Source organism: Berryella intestinalis (genome assembly GCF_000814825.1).
Classification (GTDB): Bacteria; Actinomycetota; Coriobacteriia; order Coriobacteriales; family Eggerthellaceae; genus Berryella; species Berryella intestinalis.
On sequence record NZ_CP009302.1, the window covers coordinates 280,052 to 300,709 of the forward strand.

Sequence of the window (20,658 nt, forward strand, 5' to 3'; positions counted from 1 at the left end):
GCCATGGGACTGATGCCCGGACAGCGGGAATGCGTCGATACCCTCGATCGGCCGGTGGCGGTGGCCGCCGGGGCGGGATCGGGCAAGACCTTCACCCTCACCAAGCGCATCGCGCATGCGGTCGAGTCGGGGTTCGTGGGCGGCATCGACGAGGTGCTGGCCATCACCTTCACCACGAAGGCCGCCGGCGAGCTGAAGGCGCGCATCAAAAACGAGTTGCGTGCGATCGGCCGCATCGACCAGGCTCTTTTGGTGGACGATGCGTGGATATCGACGATCCACGGCATGTGCGCCCGGCTGCTGCGCGCCCATGCGGTCGAACTGGGGATCGACCCGTGCTTCTCGATGGCCGACGAGCCCTCGGTCGCGCGGTTGAAGGGCGAGGCGCTCGAAGGGGCGCTGCGCCGTGCCGAGGACCGTTTCGGATCGGAAGCGGTAGGCGCCCTGCACGACGAGTACGGAGCGGCGGACGGCGGGGTCGCGGCCTTGGCGTCCGAGCTGATGGGCATGGCGCTCGCCTCCGAGGGCGGGGTGTCGTCGCTGGTGGCTCGCACGCCGCGGCTGTCGGTCCATCAGGCGATCGCCTACCTGGGGGAATGCGCGGCCTCGGTGGCCGAGGTGTGGGTCCAGCTGCCCGAAACCGACAAGCGCATCGCGCCGAAGCTCGCGACTCTCGAGGCGGCGGAGCGCCTGGAGAAGCTGTCGTGTGCGCCCGATCCGTCGCTGATCGAGGCCCTGTCCATCGCGCGCGACGTGGTGCGCGTGCCGGGAAACTGCGGTGCGAAGTTCAAGGACCGCGCGCAGCGGGTCGACGCCGATTTCGCCTACGCGGTCCAGACCGCCCGCCTGCTGCATGCCGCCGGCTCCCTCTCCATGCTGATCGCGATCGCCGAGGACGCATCCGCGTCGTTCCAGCGCGCCAAGGCCGAGCTGGGCGTTCTGGACAACGACGACCTGCTGGTCATGGCGCATAGGGCCCTGGTCGAGCGCCCCGAGATCGCCGCGCGCTACGAGGACCGGTTCAAGCTGGTGATGATCGACGAGTTCCAGGACACCGACCAGATGCAGGTCGATATGATCAAGCGCCTGGCGGGCCCGGGTGCGCGCCGCCTGTGCACGGTGGGGGACTGGCAGCAGAGCATCTACCGGTTCCGCGGGGCAGACGTGTCGGTGTACCGCGATCATCTGGAAAAGGTCGGGACGGAAGGCGAAGGGAAGGTCATCGAGCTGGCCGACAACTTCCGCAGCCATGCCGACGTGCTGGCGTTCGTCGACCGCGTTTTCGAGCAGCCGCAGGTGTTCGGCGGCCGGTTCATGAGCCTCAAGCCCGGCCGCGACGAAAGCCGCGTCGGTCGCGCGCTGCCCGCGGGCATGCCGCGCGTCGCGGTCGACCTGTTCAGCACGCAAGCGCGGGTGACGCACGGAACCGATGTGGCGGCCCGTCTGCGGGCCCGTCGCATAGCCGAGCGCTTCGCCGCCTATCGGGAGGCGGGGTGCGCCGCCTCCGACATGGTGCTGCTGTTGGGCCGCATGCCGAAGGCCTCGATGTACGCCGACGAGTTGCGCGCGCTCGGTTTCAACTGCGTGGTGGCGGGCGGATCGGTGTTCTCGTCCTCGCTCGAGGCGCTCGAAGTCGCCTCGCTGCTCGACGCGCTGGCCGACGAGCACGACACGCAGGCGCTGTACCAGGTCCTCACCGGGACTATGTTCGAGGTTTCCACGGCCGACCTGCTGTATCTGGGAACCGCGTGCGACGAGGGGGAAGTGCGGCCGCGCGGCATCGATCGCGGCCTGTCCGACCTTGTGCGCGGCGTCGAGCCCGAGGGCGCCGTCGTGTCGGAGCGCTTGGAAAACGCCCGGTACGTGCTTGGCGCGGCGCGCTCGATGCTGGGTGCGCACGGGGTGGCCCAGGCCGTCCGCTTCGCGTTCGTGGAGTCGGGTCTGGCCTCCCGCCTCCAGCAACGGGGCGGGGAAGGCCTGGCCAGCGCGGGAAACATGTACAAAGCCATCCGCATCGTCGAGGGGTTGGAGGCTTCCGGCGCGGGTGCGGCGGAAGTGGCCGGACTGTATCGCGCGACCATCGAGGGCAGCCGGCTTTCCCCCGGCGCGCTCTCGGCGCGGGTGGGCGACTTCGTCCGCATCATGACCGTCCATGCTTCGAAGGGTCTCGAGTTCCCGATCGTGGCCATCTCCGAAATGGACGAGAGGCGCCGTTTTTCGTCGCCGCTGCGGTGGGTGAGGCTGGGCGGGCGCATGTACCTGTCGCTGCTCGCCAAGGACGATCGCCTGGCGGTTCCCTATGCGGCCGATCTGGCCGCCGCATCATGCGATTTCTTCGACGCCGACGACGACGAGGACGGGCTCGCCCGCCTCGTGATGGAAGGCGACGACGCCGTGGCGGCCTGCGAGGCCATGGTCAGGTTGAACGATGTGGGCGAAACGGAGGAGGCCAAGCGGCTGCTCTACGTGGGCATCACGCGGGCCAAGGAGGCCGTGATCCTATCCATGAGGGGCGCGCGCACCAAGGAGCGCCCCGAGGGATCGCCCGGTGCGGGAGACCCCATGAGCGCCGTCGTCCCCGCGCTGGCGGGGCCGGGCGGTTTCTTCGACCAGGGCGAAACGATGCTTTCGTATCGCGGGTCGCAGCCTGCGGTGGTGGTCCACCAGAGCGTCCCCGAGAAGGAGGTGGCGCTCGACGAGATATTCCCGCCCCGCGATGAAGACGGCGTCGATACAGCCGAAGATGCTTTCATCGTGCCTGTTCACAAGCCATTCAAGCTGCCTTCGTACGGGACGTTCGAACCTGTGCGCTCGGGGTTTTTCAGCTACTCGTCGCTTGCCCACGATGCTGCCGACGGTGCGCCGGGCGCGGTCGACGTCGCGGCGCGCTACGCCGTATCGGTCGATGGGAGAAAACCGGTTGAGGGCGACCTCATCGACGCTGCCGACCAGGGCCTGTTCGCCAGCGCGGACGGACAGGGTAAGGCGCGGGAGCGGTTCGGGCTGTCGTGGAGCGAGGGTTTCCTCGAATCAGAGGACGATCGGGCGGGCTTCTCGGTTTCCGATTCCGACAAGGCGACCGATTTGGGCTCGGCATTCCACCTGCTGGCGCAATACGCGGTGGATACACGCGGCGCGGACGGCATAACGCCCCCCGCGCCCGGGCTCGTGAGGGCCCGCGCGGATCGCTTCGGCCTCGACCGCGCCGAAACCGCGCGGATCGAAGCGGCCCTGGGGCGGTGGGCGCGCAGCGACGTCGCGCGCGAGGTCGAGGCGTTCGACCGGGTGAGAAGCGAGGTTCCGTTCGCCTGCCCCCTCGATCTCGCCGACGGGTCCCGTGCGATCCTCGAGGGTGCGATCGACCTTCTGGCCGAGGATGCAGCTTCGGGACGCGCCCTCATCGTGGACTACAAGACGGGCGGCCGTCCCGACGAGGCGCCCGACGCCCTTTCCCGCAAGCATGCGCTTCAGGCGCTCTGCTATGCCTTCGTGGTGCTGGGTCAGGGATATAGCGAGGTCGAGGCCGTGTTCGTGCGCGTCGAGCAGCCGCGCGAGGGCGCGCCCGACACGCCCCAGTGCGTGCGCTACCGATTCACGCGCGACGACGCGGAGGATCTCGGGGTCGTGGTGCGCGGGCTAATCGAGCAGGCGTCCGTCTAGCGAGAAGGTGGCAACCTGCCAGGGGATGAACTTCCCGCTTGCCATCAGCGCGTTTTTCGTCATCTGCTCGAGGCCCCCGCAGCAGGGCACCTCCATGCGCGCGATGGTGACGCTGCGCACGTCGTTCGAGCGGATGATCTCGGCCAGCTTCTCGCTGTAGTCGGTTGCGTCCAGCTTCGGGCATCCGATCAGGGTCACCTTGCCGCGCATGAACTCGGCGTGGAAGTTCCCGTAGGAAAACGCGCAGCAATCGGCGGCGACGAGCAGGTTGGCCCCGTCGAAGTACGGCGCCTGGGCGGGCGCCAACTTGATCTGGATCGGCCAGTTCTTAAGCTGGGAGGGTACGTTCGGGGCGTGGGCCGTGTGGGTGCGGGCGGCATCTTCTGCGGCGGGTGCGAGGGATCGCGCGCGGGCCCCGGGGCATCCGGCGTGGTCGTGATGATGGGTCGATGCGTCCATGGGCGATGCCTCTCTCTTCTCGGTTGGGGTTTCGCGCTGTGCTGCGGGGGCTGCATGGCCAGCGGCGTTGCGGGCCTCCAGATTCTTCCTGACGGCCTCTTCGTCGTAGGCCGCAGCCTCGCGTTCCACGAAGGTTATGGCGTGCGCGGGGCAGGCGGGCAGGCAGTCGCCTAGGCCGTCGCAGTAGTCGTCGCGCAACAGCTTCGCCTTGCCGCCCACGATGCCGATCGCCCCTTCGTGGCATGCGTTGACGCAGATCCCGCAGCCGTCGCATTTCTCTTCGTCGATGTGGATGACCCGTCTGATCATGATGCCCCCTCGCATCCGCGTTTCGATAGGTTCGCGTTCATGCGCTCATGGTAACGGCTCGCAGGCTCTGCGTATGTTGTGGATCCAACATGGATCGGGTCTGCGCAGGGACTTCGCGGCGTATAAACGAAGCGCGACGATCGACGCGGCCGACGGGATGGAAAGGAGCGCATATGGGATCGACCGAGGAGTTCATAGCGACTACGCCTCTGTTCAGGGGGATTGCATCAGACGAGGTGGAGTCCATGCTGGGATGCCTGGGCGCGCGCCGCAAACGCTACCCGAAGGGCGCGTATCTGCTGCATCGGGGCGATCGGACGTCGTCTTTGGGCTTGGTCCTGTCGGGGGCGGTGGTGATGCAGGCCGTCGACGTGTGGGGCAATACCAGCATCCTGGGCCGCGCGTCGCGCGGCAGCGTGTTCGCCGAAACCTACGCCGCGGTGAAAGACGAGCCGCTGATGGTGGATGTGGTGGCGCTCGAAGAGTGCGAGGTCCTGTTCCTGAACGTCGAGCGCATCCTCACCACCTGCTCCAGCACGTGCGCCCACCACGCGCTCATCTCGCGCAACCTGCTGGCCATATTCGCGCAGAAGAACCTCGCCCTGTCGCGCCGCGCCTTTGCGGCAGCTCCCAAAACGATTCGGGGCAAGCTTTTGGCGTACCTGTCGTTCGAGGCGGGCCGCTGCGGATCCGACGAGTTCACCATTCCGTTCAACCGCCAGGAACTTGCCGATTACCTGGGAGTCGATCGCTCGGCGATGTCGGCCGAGCTGGGGCGGATGCAAAAAGAGGGGATCCTGGAAACCCAGCGGTCGCGCTTCAAACTGCTCGACGCCGATCGTGTGAGAAATATGTAGACTGCGCAATATTTAATTGTACACAATCGAATATCGTGCAATACTGAATCCGCAATCAGACGGGGGGATGCACCCGTCGTTTCGAGAGGAGCTATCCTATGAGCGTGTACGATTTCGAAGCAAAGAACCCCGACGGAAGCACGACCTCGCTTGGCGAGTACCAAGGCAAGGTTCTGCTGGTAGTGAACACGGCAACCGGATGCGGCTTCACCCCGCAGTACGAAGAGCTCGAGGCCATGTACAAGGAATTCCGCGACCAGGGCTTCGAGATCCTCGACTTCCCGTGCAACCAGTTCGCCAACCAGGCTCCCGGCGATGACGAGGAGATCCATCAGTTCTGCACGCTGAAGTTCGGAACCGAGTTCCCCCAGTTCTCCAAGATCGAGGTCAACGGCGACAACGCCCATCCGCTGTTCGTCGAGCTGGCCGAAGCCAAGCCCTTCCAGGGATTCAGCGGCTTGAAGAAGCTCGTGCTGGACAAGGTGTCCAAATCGGTCGAGAAAGAGTTCGGCGACAAGACCTACATCCGCTGGAACTTCACCAAGTTCCTCATCGACCGCGAGGGCAACGTGGTTGAGCGCTTCGAACCCACGGACAAGATGGACGAGGTCCGTCGCCGCGTGTCCGAACTGCTGTAACGATTGCCGGCTCCATCACCGGGCGCTTCCAATTGAAGGTTTGTCAACAGTGGCTGCGCAAATTCGCGCAGCCACGAGTATTTCAATTGGGTACATGGTAAATTGTACAGCCTGCGATTTAGTGCAATACGATTGTCCGATTCAGCCCAGTAAGAGGTTCCGATATGTCCGAAGCAGTGGTCGACGATTTCCCCCTGAGCCCCGAAGAGAGGCTCAAACTGGGAAACCAGCTGTGCTTTCCCCTCTATGCCGCCGCGAAGGAAGTGGTGCGCCGCTACACCCCCCTGCTCGACCTGCTGGGCCTGACCTACACGCAGTACCTGACGATGATGGTTCTCTGGGAGAAGGAGACCGTCTCGGTAAGCGAGCTGGGCGCCGAGCTGTACCTTGACTCCGGCACGCTCACGCCGCTTCTGAAGAAGATGGAGTCGAAGGGCCTCATCACGCGTCGCCGCAGCAGCGCCGACGAACGCCGGGTGGAAGTGGCCGTCACCGAAGAGGGCGCCGCTCTGCGCGAGAAGGCGCTGGGCGTTCCGCCGCAGATGGCCTCGTGCATGGACCTCGACGCCGACGAGGCGGCCCTTCTGGGCTCTCTGCTGCACAAGCTGCTGGACAACGTGCGCGAATCCGAGCGCGAGTAGCGCTTCTTTTGCCGATCCGCGCTCGAGCCGGCGCTTCCCTCCGATTCGTTTCCGTTCGGTCGATGTGGGGAAGCGCCGGCTCGTTTCGTTTCTGCCCTATAATGGGGCCATGAAGACAATCGTGATCATAGGCGGCGGGGCAGCGGGGCTTGCAGCTGCTGTTTCCGCAGGTGAATACATCAGAAACAACGAGCTTGACATCGAAGTGGCGCTGTTCGAGCAAGACGAGCGCGTGGGCCGCTCCATCTTGGCGACGGGCAACGGGCGCTGCAACGTGTCGAACTCCCGCGCCGAAGCCGATGCGGCTTCGGCGTTCTACAACGGCGAGTTCGTCGCGCGCGTGCTCGCGGGCCTGCGGGATCGCGCCGGCGGATCGGGCGAGGACGGCGGCGCGCCCACCCGTTTCGGGGCGTCGGAGCCCACCGATCCCGTCCTTCGCTTCTTCTCCGATCGCGGCCTGGCGTTTCGGGAAGAGTCCGACGGACGCCTCTACCCGGCGGCGAACAAGGCGACCAGCGTGCTGGACGTGCTGCGCGCTGCCGCCCGCCGCGCCGGGGTGGTCGAGCGGTGCGGATGCCGGGTCGCCGCCGTCGAGCCGCCGCGTGCGCTGTCGGGGCGCTTCACGCTGCGCATGGCCGACGGCGCGTTCGAACGGGCCGATGCGGTAGTGATCGCGGTCGGGGGCCGCGCGTTGGACTCCCTGTCCGTCGAAGGGGCGAGGGTCCTGCGCACACGCCCGGTCCTAGGGCCGCTCAAAACCGATCCCACCTGGACCCGCGAGTTGGACAACATTCGCCTTCGCTGCAAGGTTTCCCTGTTCAGGCCCCAGCGTTCGACAGAGCGCCGCATGATCGCGCCGCCCGCTGCGGGCGAGGTGCTGTTCCGCAAGTACGGGTTGTCGGGGATCGTGGTGTACGACCTGTCCCGCTTCGCGTGGGCGGGCGATACCGTGGAGCTGAACATGCTGGGATGCGACCCGTCCGGGGCGCTTGCCTATCTGCTCCGCCGCCGCGGGCGCCTCTCCCGTGCGCTTAGGGGCGGTCCCATCACCTGCGACGATATGCTGCGGGGTTTGGTGCTTCCCCAGATCGGGCATGTCGTGCTGAAGCGCTGCGGGCTTGCGGGGGAATCGGCGTGCTCCGATGATGCGCTGGGTGCGCTCTCTGCGATGATCTCGGCGTTTCCCCTCGAAGTGCAGGGCATGGGCGATCCGGCCCAGTGCCAGGTGCGCCGCGGGGGCATCGACGTCGCGTCCGTATCCGATATCGACCTGCGCATGGACGGCGCCGAGGGCCTGTTCTGCGCGGGCGAGGCGCTGGACGTGGACGGGCCGTGCGGCGGGTACAACCTTCATTGGGCGTGGGCGTCGGGCCTGGTCGCAGGACGGGCGGCAGCCCGGTTCGCGGAAGGGGAGGGCGCATGATCGAAGTTTCCAACGTCTCGCTTCCCCTCGATGCGGGATTGCCCGGCGCAGAGCGCCTGGTGCGGCGCGCGCTTTCCCGTGCGCTTGCCTGCAGGACCTCCGATATCGCTTCGTTCGAGCTGCTGAAGCGCAGCGTCGACGCGCGCAGGAAAAGCGACGTCCACTTCATCGCCTCGTTCGCAGTCGCCCTGGCCGATTCCGACTTGGAGCGCCGCCTGGCGTCGGGCGAGCGGAAGCCGGCGCGCGGCGTGCGCGTCAAGGTCCACGAGCCCTACGAGCGCATGCGCATCCCCCGTTTCCCGCAGACGGGCGGCGCGTCCGGCGGCGCTTCGGGCATGGATCGTCCTGACGGGGCCGGTGGCGCGCCCCGCCCGATCGTGGTGGGGTTCGGTCCTGCGGGCATGTTCGCGGCGCTGTACCTGGCCGAGGCGGGCCTGCGGCCTCTGGTGATCGAGCGCGGCTCGAGCATCGAGCGGCGCAGGGCGGCGGTTGACGCGTTCGACGCGGGCGGCCCCCTCGATACGGGGACGAACATCCAGTTCGGGGAAGGGGGAGCGGGGACATTTTCCGACGGGAAGCTCACCACGGGAACGAAGAGCCCGATCGCCCGCCATATACTGCGCTGGCTCATCGACGCGGGCGCTCCCGAGGAGATCTGGTGGCAAGCGAAGCCCCATGTGGGAACCGATAAGCTGGCATCGGTCGTGCGCCGATTGCGCGAGCGCATCGTCTCGCTGGGCGGGGAGGTGCGCTTCGATGCGCGCCTGTCGGACTGGCGCATCGAGGACGGTTCGCTGCGCAGCGTCGCAGTCGAGGACGCGGCAACCGGATCGACCGAGGTGATCGCCGCCGACCAGCTGATCCTCGCGTGCGGGCACTCGGCCCGCGACACTTTCCGGCTGGTGCGCGATTCGGGCGCGCGCATGGAGCGCAAGGCGTTCTCCATCGGCGTGCGCATCGAGCATCCGCAACATGCCGTCGACTTCTCCCAGTACGGGAGGGCCTGCGCGCATCCTGCGCTGGGCGCCGCCGACTACAAGCTGGTCGCGCACCTTCCCAGCGGGCGCAGCGTCTACACCTTCTGCATGTGCCCCGGAGGCACGGTGGTGTGCGCCGCGAGCGAGGAAGGGGGCGTGGTGGTCAACGGCATGAGCCGGTTCGCCCGCGACGAGGCTAACGCCAACAGCGCCCTTCTGGTGTCGGTGTCCCCCGATGATTTCGGCGAGGGGGACGTGCTGGCGGGCGTCGATCTGCAGCGGCGCGTGGAGCGCGCGGCGTTCGATCTCGCGCGCGCGGCCGGCGGGGATGCCTACCAGGCTCCCGCCCAGACGGTGGGCGATTTCCTGGCCTGCTCGCATGATCCTTCGCACGCGTGCGCCCCTTCGCGCACGGTGGAGCCCTCGTACGCGCGCGGCGTGGTGTGGTGCGATCTGCACGGGTGCCTGCCTCCGTTCGCGACGCGCGCCCTGGCCGAAGCGCTTCCGCTGCTCGATCGCAAGCTGGGCGGGTTCGCAAGCCCCGACGCGGTGATGACCGGGGTGGAGACGCGCAGCTCCAGCCCGGTGCGCATCGTGCGCGACGAGCGCTTCCAGGCGTCGTTTCGCGGGTCCGAGGCGGAAAGCGGCGTGTATCCGGCGGGCGAGGGGCCGGGGTACGCGGGCGGCATCATGAGCGCGGCGGTGGACGGCGTGCGCGTCGCCCAGGCGCTCGCCCGCCATCGCTCGGACCGGTACGGAATCGATATCGAGCGCCTTCCCGTGTCGTTCGGCCGGGGCGCCCAAGGATAGGAGCGTCGATGGATATCGGAAGCTTTCCCCAGGCGGTGAGGGCCCTGCACGAGGGTCGGGCCGTCATCTTCCCCACCGATACGGTATGCGGCCTGGGAGTGGCGGTGGCGTTCTCGCCCAGCCCCCGCGTCCTCTACGACCTGAAGCGCCGCGACGAGGGCAAGCCCGTCGCCTGGCTGGTCGGTTCCGCCGAAGACCTGACGCGTTTCGGGAAAGACGTGCCGGCGTTCGCGCGCGCGGCCGCCGAACGCTTCTGGCCCGGCGCCCTCACGCTGGTGGTGAAGGCGTCGGACGAGGTTCCCGAGGCGTATCGCAGCGCGCAGGGCACGATCGGCCTGCGCATGCCCGCCGCGGCGACGGCCCGCGCGCTGATCGAGGCTACCGAATCGCCGCTCGCCACCACGTCGGCGAACGTGTCGGGAGCCCCCGACACGCCGACGCTCGAGAACGTGGACGCCGAGGTGGCGGCGAAGGCGGGGGCCGTCTTGGACGATCCGTCGGTCGACCCGTGCGGGCGCGCCTCCACGGTCGTCGACTGCACGGGCGAGGCGCCTGTGGTGCTGCGCGAGGGTTCGATCGCAGAATCCGATCTGTTCGCAGCCTTATTCGGAGAAGCTGTCGAACCCGGCGGCGCGAAGGGACGGGAGCGCGGCGCCTCGGAGGGCCGCACGGGCGAGGGCCCGGCGTCCGAATCGTTGGCGTTCGCGTCGCATGGCGGCGGTTGCCGGGTGAACGCGCTTCTGTGGGCTCCGCCCTCCCGGCCGGTTCGCGGCGTGGTCCACCTTGTCCACGGCATGGCCGAATACATCGAGCGCTACGAGCCCCTCGCCAGGTTCCTGGTGGATCGGGGCTTCGCGGTGTGCGGCATGGACATGCTGGGGCACGGGCGCACGGCGCCGTCTGCCGACGAGAGGGGCCACATCCCGCCCGACTGCGGATACCGCGCCATCCTCGACGACGTGCACGAGGTGCGCCGTTCCGTTTCCCAGCGCTTCCCGGAGGCGCCCTACTTTCTGTACGGCCATTCCATGGGGAGCTTCATCGTCCGCACCTACCTGGCCGAACACCCCGAAGGCGTGGCGGGGGCGGTGCTGTCGGGCACGGGCAACCCCCCGGCGGCCCTCGCGGCCTTCGGCGGCGCGGCGGCGCGTGCGATCATCGCGGCCAGGGGCCCGGCGCATCGCAGCGCGCTGCTCGATCGCCTGGGCGTGGGGGGTTACAGCCGTTCGGTGAAAAACGCGCGCACGCCCCTCGACTGGATATCCGCCGACGAGCGCGAGGTCGATGCCTACCTGGCAGATCCTCTGTGCGGCTTCATGTTCTCGGCGGGGGGATACGCGGTGCTCTCCCAGTTCGTCGCGAGCGCCGTCTCCCCTGAAACCGCCCGTCGCATCCCCTCCGACCTGCCCGTCCTTTTCGTGTCGGGCGACGAGGACCCGGTGGGGGAACGCGGTCGGGGCGTGAGGCGCGCTGCGGCTCTGCTGGCGGATGCCGGCGTGCGCGACGTGCGCGTGAAGCTGTACGCCGGCGCGCGGCACGAACCCCACAACGACCACGTGCGCGCGCGGCTGTTCGCCGACGTGCTGGACTTTCTCGAGGAGAGGATCGATGGCTAACTACGTAGTGGCGCTCGACGAGGGGACCACGTCGGCCCGCGCGATGCTGGTGGATGCCCGGGGGCGCATATGCGGGGTGGCCCAGAACGCCTTCGCCCAGCACTACCCGCGGCCCGGATGGGTCGAGCACAACCCCCGCGACATCCTGTCCGCGCAGCTGGGAGCCTTGACGGAGCTTCTGGTTTCCCGCGGTTTGGGGGCGGCCGACATCGACAGCATCGGCATCACGAACCAGCGCGAGACCACGGTGGTATGGGACCGCGAAACGGGCGAGCCCGTGTACAACGCGATCGTGTGGCAGTGTCGGCGAACGGCACAGATCGTCGATGTGATCTGCGGCGATCCGGTGGTTGCTCGGGAGGTGCGCGCGAAGACGGGGCTGATACCCGACGCGTACTTCTCGGCCAGCAAGATCAAGTGGATCCTCGACAACGTGGAGGGCGCGCGCGAGCGGGCCGAGGCGGGGCGCCTCGCGTTCGGCACCATCGACTCGTGGCTCATCTGGACGCTCACCAACGGCGCGGTCCATGCCACCGACGTCACGAACGCCAGCAGGACCATGCTGTTCGACATCCATTCCATGAGCTGGGATCCGTGGCTGTGCGACCTGTTCGGGGTCCCGATGTCGATGCTTCCCGAGGTGAAGCCCTCGGCCAGCGTGTTCGGGAAGACCGCCAAAGACGGCGTGGTGTCCGGCGTTCCCATCTGCGGGGTGGCGGGCGACCAGCAGTCGGCCCTGTTCGGGCAGTGCTGCTTCGAGACGGGGCAGGCGAAGAACACCTACGGAACCGGCTGCTTTCTGCTCATGCACACCGGATGCGAGGCGTGCTCGTCGACGCACGGCCTGGTCACATCGGTTGCGGCGAGCGCTCCCGGGGTGGCCGCGCCCGAATACGTGCTGGAGGGCAGCGTGTTTGTGGGCGGGGCCCTCATCCAATGGCTGTGCGACGAGCTGGGGCTCATCGAATCGTCGGCGGACGCCGAGGCGGTGGCGCGCAGCGTCGAGGGGACCGACGGCGTGGTCGTGGTGCCGGCGTTCACGGGCTTGGGCGCCCCGTACTGGGACGCCGATGCGCGCGGGGCCATCTTCGGGCTGACGCGCGGGACGAAGGCCGCCCACATCGTGCGGGCTGGCGTGGAGGCCCTGGCCTATCAGGTGTACGACCTGGTAGACGCCATGCAGGCAGACTCGGGCATCCAGCTGCGCACGCTCAACGTCGACGGAGGGGCCGCCTCCAACGACTTCCTGCTGCAGTTCCAAAGCGACATCCTGCGCACCCCGCTGCGCCGCCCGCAAAACACCGAGACCACGGTTTTGGGCGCGGCCTACCTGGCAGGTCTGACCACGGGTTTCTGGGCGTCGCCCGGACAGCTGCACGACCTGCGCCGCGCCGACTCGGTGTTCATGCCCGACATGGACGACCGGACCCAGGCGTCGCTTCTGGCCCGCTGGCACCGCGCGGTCGAGCGCACGATGACGGTCGCCCCCCGCGAGCGCTAAGCGGCCAAGGCGCCCGACTGCGATTGCGATGCGGCCCGCAAACCGCGGTTTTGGTGGATTTCGCGCCATCGGTGCGAAGCCGATCCGCGCCGATGCGTACCATGGGGCCGACAGACGGTTCGCTTTCGTTGGGAAGGGGCGCGCATGAAGGTCAGCATCGCCGGCGACCATGCGGGATTTGAGGGAAAAGAGCTCGTGAAGCGGCATCTTGCCGCATTGGGCCACGAGGTGATCGATCGCGGCCCCGACAACGAGGACCGGGTGGACTACCCCGATTTCGCCGCGCTGGTCGCCCAGGACGTCCAGTCGGGGCGGGCCGACCGCGGCGTTTTGGTGTGCGGGACGGGCATCGGGATGGCCATCGCGGCGAACAAGTGCGCGGGTATCCGCGCCGCCAACGTGGTTTCAGTCGAGTTCGCCCAGCTGGCGCGCGAGCATAACGACGCCAACGTCATCGCGCTGTCGGGCCGTTTCGTCGATACCGAAACCAACCTCGCCATCGTCGAGGCGTTCCTCTCCACGCCCTTCGGCGGCGGCCGCCATACCGGCCGCGTCGAGAAGATCATGGCGCTGGACTAGGGTTCTTTCGAGAGGGGTTCCGCTGGCCCGCGCTTTCAACCAGTGGGCTTTTTCCTCGGCGTTTTCTCCGATGTTGCGCTAGGGTAGACGTTTATATACGCGGCCACAGCGTAGGAAGTGGCAGGTACCGAGTCAAGGAGGCATTCATGACGCTGAATTACGTACCACAGACGGACCCTCAGGTAGCCGACGCGTTGAGGCAGGAGCTTTCACGCCAGCGCGGCACGATCGAGCTGATCGCATCTGAGAACATCGTCTCACCAGCTGTCATGGAGGCTATGGGCACGGTTCTCACCAACAAGTACGCGGAGGGCTATCCGGGCAAGCGCTATTACGGCGGATGCGAGAAGGTCGATATCGTCGAGAACCTGGCCATCGAGCGCGCAAAGCAGCTGTTCGGCGCCGAGTTCGCCAACGTTCAGCCCCATTCGGGCGCCCAGGCGAACTACGCGGCCTACGCGGCGCTCATCAAGCCCGGCGACACCGTTTTGGGCATGAGCCTGGACAACGGGGGGCACCTCACCCACGGCTCCAAGGCGAACTTCTCGGGCAAGCTGTACAACGTTATCCCCTACGGCCTCACCGCCGACGAGCAGATCGACTACGACGAGATGCAGCGCTTGGCCGAGCAGCATAGGCCCCAGCTCATCGTGGCGGGCGCCTCGGCCTACCCCCGCGTGATCGATTTCGAGCGCATCGCGGCGATCGCGCGCGGCGTCGGCGCCCTGTTCATGGTCGATATGGCTCATATCGCCGGCCTGGTGGCGACGGGCGCGCATCCCAGCCCCGTCCCGCATGCCGACGTGGTCACCACCACGACGCACAAGACCCTGCGCGGCCCGCGCGGCGGCCTCATCCTCACGAACAGCGAGGAGCTGGCCAAAAAGCTCAACTCCGCCGTGTTCCCCGGATCCCAGGGCGGCCCGCTCATGCACGTCATCGCCGCCAAGGCCGTCGCCTTCGGCGAGGCTTTGCAGCCGTCGTTTTCCGACTACATCGCCCGCGTGGTCGAGAACTGCGCGGCTATGGGCCGCGGCATGACCGAAGGGGGCCTGCGCCTCGTGACGGGCGGCACGGACAACCATCTGTGCCTGGTCGACCTGACCCCGGCGGGCGTGACCGGCAAGGACGCCGAGAAGCTCCTGGAATCGGTGGGCCTGACGGTGAACAAGAACACCGTCCCCAACGAGCAGCTCTCCCCGTTCGTCACGTCGGGCATTCGCGTGGGCACCGCCGCGGGCACGACGCGCGGCTTCGATGCCGACGAGTTCTACCAGATCGGGAAGTTCATCGCCGAGGCGGTGTTCAACGCCGGGAACGAAGCCAAGCTCGCCGAGGTCAAAGCGGGCGTCGATGCGCTCATCGCCGCGCATCCCCTGTACGAGGGCATCGAGTACTAGGTTTCGGCGAATCGCCGGCGAGAAGGGGCGACCCGGTGGGGCGGGGCATCGGCCACCGCTCCGAACTCGGAACCGCGTCGCATCTCTTGAAGAACTTGCAAGGAGCCCGCATATGGCGGGCTCCTTTGTTGTATCCTCGTTCGGATAGATAAAAACCGCCTGGGACGGCTGCCCAGCCCGCACACGAAAGGTCGAACCTATGAGCTTCACCGAAGAGTTCGGTACCCGCGTAACCGTCGTCGATCACCCCATGGTCCAGCACAAGCTCGCCATCCTGCGCGACGAGGGCACGTCGTCCAAGCAGTTCCGCGAGCTGGTGCGCGAGCTGGCCCTGTTCGAGGGCTACGAGGCCACGCGCGACCTTCCCCTGGAAGACGTGCGGGTGAAGACCCCGATCACCGAGGCGACCTGCAAGATGGTCCAGGGCAAGAAGCTCGCGATCGTTCCCATCCTGCGCGCGGGCCTCGGGATGGTCGAGGGCATGCTCGAGCTGATGCCGGCCGCCAAGGTGGGCCATCTGGGCATGTACCGCGACGAGACCACGCACGAGCCCCACGAGTACTACGCCAAGATGCCCGAGGATATCGCCTCGCGCGAGGTCCTGGTGGTCGATCCCATGCTGGCGACGGGCGGGTCGGCCATCGCCGCCCTGCACTACCTGCGCAAGTGCGGCGTGAAGAACCTCAAGCTGGCGGTCATCGTCGCCGCTCCCGAGGGTATCCGCGCCGTTTTGGCGGCCGACCCCGAGGTCCAGGTGTTCACCTGCGCGATCGATCAGGGCATGAACGAGGCCTGCTACATCGTTCCGGGTCTGGGCGACGCGGGCGACCGCATCTTCGGCACGAAGTAGGGGATCTGAACCGGGGCGTCCGGTCGGAGAGGGCCGGGCGCTTTCGAGACGAGGGGGCTCATCATGGCGCAGCAGGCGCGCCGTCCTTCGTGGGACGAGTACTTCATGCAGCTCGCTGACCAGGTGAGTTCGCGCACGACGTGTTTGCGCCGCGCGGTGGGCGCGGTCATCGTGAAGGACCACCGCATCCTCACCACGGGGTACAACGGGGTTCCTTCGGGCATGCGCCACTGCGCGCAGGCGGGCTGCCTGCGCGAGCAGATGGGCGTGCCCTCGGGTCAGCGGCAGGAGATCTGCCGCGGCCTGCATGCCGAGCAGAACGCCATCATCCAGGCGGCCCGCTACGGCATCGACATCGCGGGCAGCTCGATCTACATCACCACGCAGCCCTGCATCACCTGCGCCAAGATGCTTGCGAACGCGGGCATCGTCGAGATCGTGTACAAAAACCCCTATCCCGATGAGCTGTCGCTGGGCATTCTGGACGAAGCGGGGCTTTCGCACCGGGTTTTCCGACCCGAGGGGGACCCGTGCTAGCCCGCCTTGTGTGCAAAATCAGTTCTTCACCGACGATTAGGGCCTTTGCGGGGTCTATTAGCGGATAACGTTTAACGAATACGCATCGTTCCGCTATCATATCGATGGTTTATGTACGTACGCGAATCGCCGCGCACAAAGAAAGAGAGACATGGTTGTAGCTATCGTACTCGGCGCTCTGGCCGGTGTCGCGGGTTTCCTCCCGCTCATGGGCGCCCAGCGCATCGCGCGAAAGGCTACTCCCACGAGCAACTTCGGGTTCCTCGGCGCGCTTCTGCTCGGGGTGCTCGTTTCTTTTTTGGTTGTGGCAGTCGCGGTCGTCGTTTGCATCGCGGTTGCGCGCGATGCGGCGCTGCCCTTCGTTCTGGCCGAGTTCTTCGCCCTCATCGGATCGGCGGTCGCTTTCAACGTATACAAGCTTGTTCGCAAGTAGGGGAAAGGGTAGTTTCGTGAATCCACTAGACTTGGTCAATCACCACGTACCGGAGCTTAAGGAGTCGTTCGACTCGGCGTTCGTCGCCAATTTCGGGTCCGGCATCGGCATCACCCAGTACGTGCTTTGGCTGTGCATCACGTGCGCCCTCACCCTCATCGTCGTCCTGGTCGCCGCCCAGCGCCTCACCCTGGTTCCGAACAACCGGTTCGTCAACATGATCGAGACCGGCTACCAGTTCGTCCGCCGGGACATGGGCGAGGGGACCATCGGGCACGGCTACAAGAAGCACGTGCCGTTTCTGGCCACCATGTTCTTCTTCATCCTGATCTCCAACATGGTCGGACTCATCCCCGGCTGCAAGACGCCCACCGGGTCCATCAGCATCACCTGGGCGCTTTCCCTCATCGCGTTCGTCTACTTCAACTACTGGGGCGTCAAGGCCCACGGCGGCTGGGGCTACATCAAGTCCATCGCCCCGTCCGGGCTGCCCGCGCCCATGGTTCCCGTCATCTGGTTCTTCGAGTTTCTGTCGCTCGTGCTGCGCGCGCTGACCCTCGCGGTTCGACTCTACGGCAACATGTTCGCCGGGCATATGGCCCTCGGCGTGTTCTCCATCTTCGCGTTCTCGTTCATCCAGTCCGTCATCGAGGGAGCCATGCCCCTCGTCGGCGGCGTTTCCATTCTCTGGATGGCCTTGCTGGTGGCCATGTACGCCCTCGAGACGCTGGTCGCGTTTCTCCAGGCGTACGTCTTCACGGTGCTGTCGGCCGTCTACATCCAGCTGGCCACGTCCGAGCACTAGGCCGCTCGAACAGGGAGGCACCTTCCCCGAAACGGTGCGTTTACCCAGGTCTCATCGGCTCTCTTCCACGGCCGTTGGCGCATAGTAAAACCGGTGTCTTTGAATAGGTGTTCAGAGACGGCAAAAGGAGGAAATCGTGGAAACTGTTTTCGTCATTAGTGCCCTCAAAGTCGTAGGTTACGGCCTCGCGGCCATCGGCCCCGGCATCGGCATCGGCATCGCCTGCTACGGCCTGTGCGTCGGCACCGCCCGTCAGCCCGAGATGGCCGGCCGTCTGTTCACCAACTTCATCCTTGGTGCCGCCCTTGCGGAAGCCCTCGCGCTCCTGGGCTTCGTTCTCGCGTTCATCATGTAGCCTTCGCCTTCATCGGAACAGTTTTGCCGTACAAGGCTTTTAAAGGAGGTTACTCAGTGAATAAGAGAGCAAACGGAGCATCCGCTCTCCTGGCCCGCGTCGCGGCCGGTACGAGCATGGCTTTTGCTTTCCCTGCGCTCGCATTCGCGGAGTCCAAGGAGGGCGTGGCGGTTATCCTGCCCGACATGGTGGAGTTCATCCCCATGCTGATCGCCTTCCTGATCTTGGTCGTCATCCTCGGCAAGTTCGGCTGGCCCCTGTTCGAGGGCATGCTGGAGAAGCGCGAGGCGACCATCGCCGAGGCCCTTAAGAAGTCCGAAGAGTCGCGCATCGAGTCCGAGCGCGTGCTCGAGGAGTACAAAAAGGAGCTTGCCGAAGCGAAGGCCCAGGCCGCTAAGATCGTGGCTGACGCCAAGCAGACGGGTGAGGCGGCAAAGGCCGAAATCACCAACCAGGCGCAGAGCGAGGCTTCTGCGATGATCGAGAAGGCGCGCGTTGCCATCGAGGCCGAGAAGAAGGCCGCCATGGCCGAGCTTCAGGGCTCCATCGCCGACATCTCGGTGTCCGTCGCATCCCGCCTCGTGGGCGAGGATCTGTCTGACGACGAGCATCGCCGTATCATCGAGCGCTACGTGAACGAGGCGGGCAGCTTCAATGCCAACTAACCGTCTTGTCGTAAAAGAGCAGATCGCCACATACGCGCAGATCCTGTTCGACGCCGCGTTCAACGCGGGCGGGCAAGACGGCGTGCTCGAGGTGCGCGACCAGGCGACCAAGGTCGTCTCCGCGATCCGCGAGAACGCCGAGCTCAGGAGCGTCCTGGCGGACTCCGCCTACACGCCCGAGCAGCGTGCGAGCGTGATCAAGGGCGTCTTCGCGGATGCGAATCCCGCCTTGGTCGAGGTGCTGGGCGTTATGGCCGAGCGCTGCGAAACCGCGCTTCTTTCGCGCATGTGGGATGTGTACGAGGGCCTGATCGCCAGCAAGCTGAAGGTGTGCGTGGTGTCCGTCACCACCGCCGTCGCGCTTGACGATCGCCTTCGCGAGGTAATTAAACGGAAGGCCGAATCGGAACTGGGCATGAGCGTCGTGCTTGACGAGCGCATCGACGAGTCCATTCTGGGCGGCATTGTAATGAGCGCCAACGGCGAGCGCATCGACGCAAGCGTGCAAACGAAGGTCGAAAACGTTCGCGAAGCGCTCAAACGAGCATAGAAGACGGAGGTGAATGCTAGTGACTGAAATCACCGCACAGTCTATCGACGAAACCCTGCGCAAGCAGCTGGAGAATTTGGAGGTAGGCGTTGATTCCCGCGAGGTCGGCACCGTCATCCAGGTCGGCGACGGCATCGCGCGCGTTGACGGCCTGAAAGGCGCCATGGCAGGCGAGCTCCTCGAGTTCGTCGGCGAGGGCGGCAAAACCGTGTACGGTTTGGCCCAGAACCTCGAGGAAGACGAGGTCGGCGCCGTTCTTCTCGGTGACGTCACCGCAATCAAGGAAAACGACCAGGTTCATACCACGGGTCGCATCATGGAGGTTCCCTCGGGCAAGGCCATGCTCGGCCGCGTGGTGAACCCCCTGGGCATGCCGATCGACGGCAAGGGCCCCATCGAGGCCGAGGGCATGCGCCCGGTCGAGTTCAAGGCTCCCGGCGTCATCAGCCGCAAGCCCGTTCACGAGCCCATGCAGACCGGCGTTCTGGCCATCGACGCGATGGTGCCCATCGGACGCGGCCAGCGCGAGCTCATCATCGGCGACCGCCAGACCGGTAAGACCGCCATCGCCATCGACGCCATCATCAACCAAAAGGGCAAAGACATGATCTGCATCTACGTTGCAGTCGGTCAGAAAGCCGCCACGGTTGCCGGCGTCGTCGAGAACCTCGAGCGCTTCGGTGCCATGGACTACACCATCGTCGTGTCCGCCACGGCCGCCGATTCCGCCCCGCTGCAGTACATCGCCCCGATGGCCGGTGCCGCGATCGGCGAGTACTTCATCTACAACGGCGAGGACGGCAAGCCCGCCGGCCCCGAGAACCCGGGCCGCCACGTGCTGGTGGTGTACGACGACCTGTCCAAGCAGGCCGTTGCGTACCGTCAGATGTCGCTGACCCTGCGCCGCCCGCCCGGACGCGAGGCGTATCCCGGCGACATCTTCTACCTGCACTCCCGCCTGCTGGAGCGCGCCGTCAAGATGTCCGACGAGTACGGCCGCGGTTCCATGACGGCCCTGCCGATCATCGAGACCCAGGCCGGCGACGTCTCCGCCTACATCCCCACCAACGTGATCTCGATCACCGACGGCCAGATCTACCTGTCCACCGACCAGTTCTTCCAGGGCCAGCGCCCGGCGGTCAACGTCGGTCTGTCCGTGTCCCGCGTCGGCGGCTCCGCGCAGACCAAGGCCATGAAGTCCGTTGCCGGCACGCTGCGCCTCGATCTGGCGGCGTATCGCGAGCTGCAGGCGTTCACCCAGTTCGGCAGCGACCTGGACAAGGCCACGCAGGATCAGCTGAACCGCGGTGCGCACATGACCGAGCTTCTGAAGCAGGGTCGTTACGTGCCGATGTCGTTCATGGACCAGTCCATCGCCATCTATGCGGGCGGCCAGGGCTTCCTCGACGACATCCCGGTGGGCGACACGGTGCGCTTCCGCTCCGAGATGCTGGAGTACCTGCATGCATCCAAGTCCGAGCTCATCGACGACATCGAGAAGGAAAAGAAGTTCACCGACGAGACCAAAGCCGGTCTGAATGCCGCCATCGAGGCGTTCAAGACCCAGTTCGCGCCTTCGGTGTAAGGCAGGGA

19 protein-coding genes are annotated in these 20,658 nt (G+C 66.4%); 18 read left to right on the plus strand and 1 reads right to left on the minus strand.

What is annotated here, in order from left to right; genetic code table 11:
- Positions 1-3: 3 nt before the first annotated feature.
- The gene (locus JI75_RS01170) at positions 4-3,660 is read left to right on the plus strand and encodes a UvrD-helicase domain-containing protein (protein ID WP_039688104.1); all 3,657 of its coding nucleotides are present in this window, start codon (positions 4-6) and stop codon (positions 3,658-3,660) included.
- On the opposite strand, the gene JI75_RS01175 is transcribed toward JI75_RS01170, so the two are convergent.
- The gene (locus JI75_RS01175; protein WP_039688106.1) at positions 3,637-4,428 is read right to left on the minus strand and encodes an ATP-binding protein; all 792 of its coding nucleotides are present in this window, start codon (positions 4,426-4,428) and stop codon (positions 3,637-3,639) included. The two genes, JI75_RS01170 and JI75_RS01175, sit on opposite strands and share 24 nt — an antisense overlap.
- 173 nt (positions 4,429-4,601) lie before the next feature.
- On the opposite strand from JI75_RS01175, the gene JI75_RS01180 reads away from it, so the two are divergent.
- The 17 genes from JI75_RS01180 to atpA all read left to right on the plus strand — a co-directional run bounded on the left by JI75_RS01180 (position 4,602) and on the right by atpA (position 20,650).
- Positions 4,602-5,285, plus strand: a complete 684-nt coding sequence (locus JI75_RS01180) for a Crp/Fnr family transcriptional regulator (protein WP_039688108.1) — start codon at positions 4,602-4,604, stop codon at positions 5,283-5,285.
- A 98-nt stretch (positions 5,286-5,383) separates the two neighbouring features.
- A complete protein-coding gene (locus tag JI75_RS01185; protein WP_039688110.1) occupies positions 5,384-5,923 on the plus strand; it encodes a glutathione peroxidase in 540 nt (179 codons plus the stop codon).
- 164 nt (positions 5,924-6,087) lie between these two features.
- Entirely contained in the window at positions 6,088-6,564 is a 477-nt protein-coding gene (locus tag JI75_RS01190; protein WP_052241490.1) for a MarR family winged helix-turn-helix transcriptional regulator, read from the plus strand.
- A gap of 109 nt (positions 6,565-6,673) precedes the next feature.
- Positions 6,674-7,987 (plus strand): NAD(P)/FAD-dependent oxidoreductase, encoded by a 1,314-nt coding sequence (locus JI75_RS01195; protein ID WP_052241491.1) that lies wholly within the window; start codon positions 6,674-6,676, stop codon positions 7,985-7,987.
- Positions 7,984-9,774 (plus strand): NAD(P)/FAD-dependent oxidoreductase, encoded by a 1,791-nt coding sequence (locus JI75_RS01200; RefSeq protein ID WP_052241492.1) that lies wholly within the window; start codon positions 7,984-7,986, stop codon positions 9,772-9,774. Before JI75_RS01195 ends, JI75_RS01200 begins: the two co-directional genes overlap by 4 nt.
- Before the next feature lie 8 nt (positions 9,775-9,782).
- A complete protein-coding gene (locus tag JI75_RS08660) occupies positions 9,783-11,390 on the plus strand; it encodes an L-threonylcarbamoyladenylate synthase (RefSeq protein ID WP_052241493.1) in 1,608 nt (535 codons plus the stop codon).
- On the plus strand, positions 11,383-12,891 hold the full coding sequence (glpK, locus tag JI75_RS01210) for a glycerol kinase GlpK (protein WP_039688112.1): 1,509 nt from the start codon (positions 11,383-11,385) through the stop codon (positions 12,889-12,891). Before JI75_RS08660 ends, glpK begins: the two co-directional genes overlap by 8 nt.
- 144 nt (positions 12,892-13,035) lie before the next feature.
- Positions 13,036-13,470 carry a ribose 5-phosphate isomerase B gene (gene rpiB / locus JI75_RS01215; RefSeq protein WP_039688114.1) on the plus strand — a complete coding sequence of 145 codons (435 nt, stop codon included), beginning with the start codon at positions 13,036-13,038 and terminating at the stop codon, positions 13,468-13,470.
- 146 nt (positions 13,471-13,616) lie between these two features.
- The gene (glyA, locus tag JI75_RS01220; RefSeq protein WP_039688116.1) at positions 13,617-14,870 is read left to right on the plus strand and encodes a serine hydroxymethyltransferase; all 1,254 of its coding nucleotides are present in this window, start codon (positions 13,617-13,619) and stop codon (positions 14,868-14,870) included.
- Between the two features lie 199 nt (positions 14,871-15,069).
- The gene (gene upp / locus JI75_RS01225) at positions 15,070-15,720 is read left to right on the plus strand and encodes a uracil phosphoribosyltransferase (RefSeq protein WP_039688118.1); all 651 of its coding nucleotides are present in this window, start codon (positions 15,070-15,072) and stop codon (positions 15,718-15,720) included.
- A 63-nt stretch (positions 15,721-15,783) separates the two neighbouring features.
- The gene (locus tag JI75_RS01230; protein WP_039688120.1) at positions 15,784-16,257 is read left to right on the plus strand and encodes a deoxycytidylate deaminase; all 474 of its coding nucleotides are present in this window, start codon (positions 15,784-15,786) and stop codon (positions 16,255-16,257) included.
- 151 nt (positions 16,258-16,408) lie between these two features.
- Positions 16,409-16,690: a hypothetical protein gene (locus JI75_RS01235; protein WP_039688122.1), complete on the plus strand. Its 282-nt coding sequence runs from the start codon at positions 16,409-16,411 to the stop codon at positions 16,688-16,690.
- A 16-nt stretch (positions 16,691-16,706) separates the two neighbouring features.
- Positions 16,707-17,495 carry a F0F1 ATP synthase subunit A gene (gene atpB, locus JI75_RS01240; RefSeq protein WP_039688124.1) on the plus strand — a complete coding sequence of 263 codons (789 nt, stop codon included), beginning with the start codon at positions 16,707-16,709 and terminating at the stop codon, positions 17,493-17,495.
- 136 nt (positions 17,496-17,631) lie between these two features.
- Positions 17,632-17,850, plus strand: coding sequence for an ATP synthase F0 subunit C (gene atpE, locus JI75_RS01245; protein WP_082019687.1), 219 nt, complete (start codon positions 17,632-17,634; stop codon positions 17,848-17,850).
- Positions 17,851-17,966: 116 nt separating this feature from the next.
- Entirely contained in the window at positions 17,967-18,515 is a 549-nt protein-coding gene (atpF, locus tag JI75_RS01250; protein ID WP_052241728.1) for a F0F1 ATP synthase subunit B, read from the plus strand.
- Positions 18,505-19,065 (plus strand): ATP synthase F1 subunit delta, encoded by a 561-nt coding sequence (atpH, locus tag JI75_RS01255; protein ID WP_240993190.1) that lies wholly within the window; start codon positions 18,505-18,507, stop codon positions 19,063-19,065. Before atpF ends, atpH begins: the two co-directional genes overlap by 11 nt.
- Positions 19,066-19,078: 13 nt before the next feature.
- Positions 19,079-20,650: a F0F1 ATP synthase subunit alpha gene (gene atpA / locus JI75_RS01260; RefSeq protein WP_173405175.1), complete on the plus strand. Its 1,572-nt coding sequence runs from the start codon at positions 19,079-19,081 to the stop codon at positions 20,648-20,650.
- The last annotated feature ends 8 nt before the right edge of the window (positions 20,651-20,658 follow it).

What these genes read in the sequence shown, in the direction of transcription:
- JI75_RS01170 (WP_039688104.1), top strand. Translation starts at nt 4, where the DNA reads ATGGGACTGATGCCCGGACAGCGGGAATGCGTCGATACCCTCGATCGG.
- JI75_RS01175 (WP_039688106.1), bottom strand. Translation starts at nt 4,428, where the DNA reads ATGATCAGACGGGTCATCCACATCGACGAAGAGAAATGCGACGGCTGC.
- JI75_RS01180 (WP_039688108.1), top strand. Translation starts at nt 4,602, where the DNA reads ATGGGATCGACCGAGGAGTTCATAGCGACTACGCCTCTGTTCAGGGGG.
- JI75_RS01185 (WP_039688110.1), top strand. Translation starts at nt 5,384, where the DNA reads ATGAGCGTGTACGATTTCGAAGCAAAGAACCCCGACGGAAGCACGACC.
- JI75_RS01190 (WP_052241490.1), top strand. Translation starts at nt 6,088, where the DNA reads ATGTCCGAAGCAGTGGTCGACGATTTCCCCCTGAGCCCCGAAGAGAGG.
- JI75_RS01195 (WP_052241491.1), top strand. Translation starts at nt 6,674, where the DNA reads ATGAAGACAATCGTGATCATAGGCGGCGGGGCAGCGGGGCTTGCAGCT.
- JI75_RS01200 (WP_052241492.1), top strand. Translation starts at nt 7,984, where the DNA reads ATGATCGAAGTTTCCAACGTCTCGCTTCCCCTCGATGCGGGATTGCCC.
- JI75_RS08660 (WP_052241493.1), top strand. Translation starts at nt 9,783, where the DNA reads ATGGATATCGGAAGCTTTCCCCAGGCGGTGAGGGCCCTGCACGAGGGT.
- glpK (WP_039688112.1), top strand. Translation starts at nt 11,383, where the DNA reads ATGGCTAACTACGTAGTGGCGCTCGACGAGGGGACCACGTCGGCCCGC.
- rpiB (WP_039688114.1), top strand. Translation starts at nt 13,036, where the DNA reads ATGAAGGTCAGCATCGCCGGCGACCATGCGGGATTTGAGGGAAAAGAG.
- glyA (WP_039688116.1), top strand. Translation starts at nt 13,617, where the DNA reads ATGACGCTGAATTACGTACCACAGACGGACCCTCAGGTAGCCGACGCG.
- upp (WP_039688118.1), top strand. Translation starts at nt 15,070, where the DNA reads ATGAGCTTCACCGAAGAGTTCGGTACCCGCGTAACCGTCGTCGATCAC.
- JI75_RS01230 (WP_039688120.1), top strand. Translation starts at nt 15,784, where the DNA reads ATGGCGCAGCAGGCGCGCCGTCCTTCGTGGGACGAGTACTTCATGCAG.
- JI75_RS01235 (WP_039688122.1), top strand. Translation starts at nt 16,409, where the DNA reads ATGGTTGTAGCTATCGTACTCGGCGCTCTGGCCGGTGTCGCGGGTTTC.
- atpF (WP_052241728.1), top strand. Translation starts at nt 17,967, where the DNA reads ATGGCTTTTGCTTTCCCTGCGCTCGCATTCGCGGAGTCCAAGGAGGGC.
- atpH (WP_240993190.1), top strand. Translation starts at nt 18,505, where the DNA reads ATGCCAACTAACCGTCTTGTCGTAAAAGAGCAGATCGCCACATACGCG.
- atpA (WP_173405175.1), top strand. Translation starts at nt 19,079, where the DNA reads ATGCTAGTGACTGAAATCACCGCACAGTCTATCGACGAAACCCTGCGC.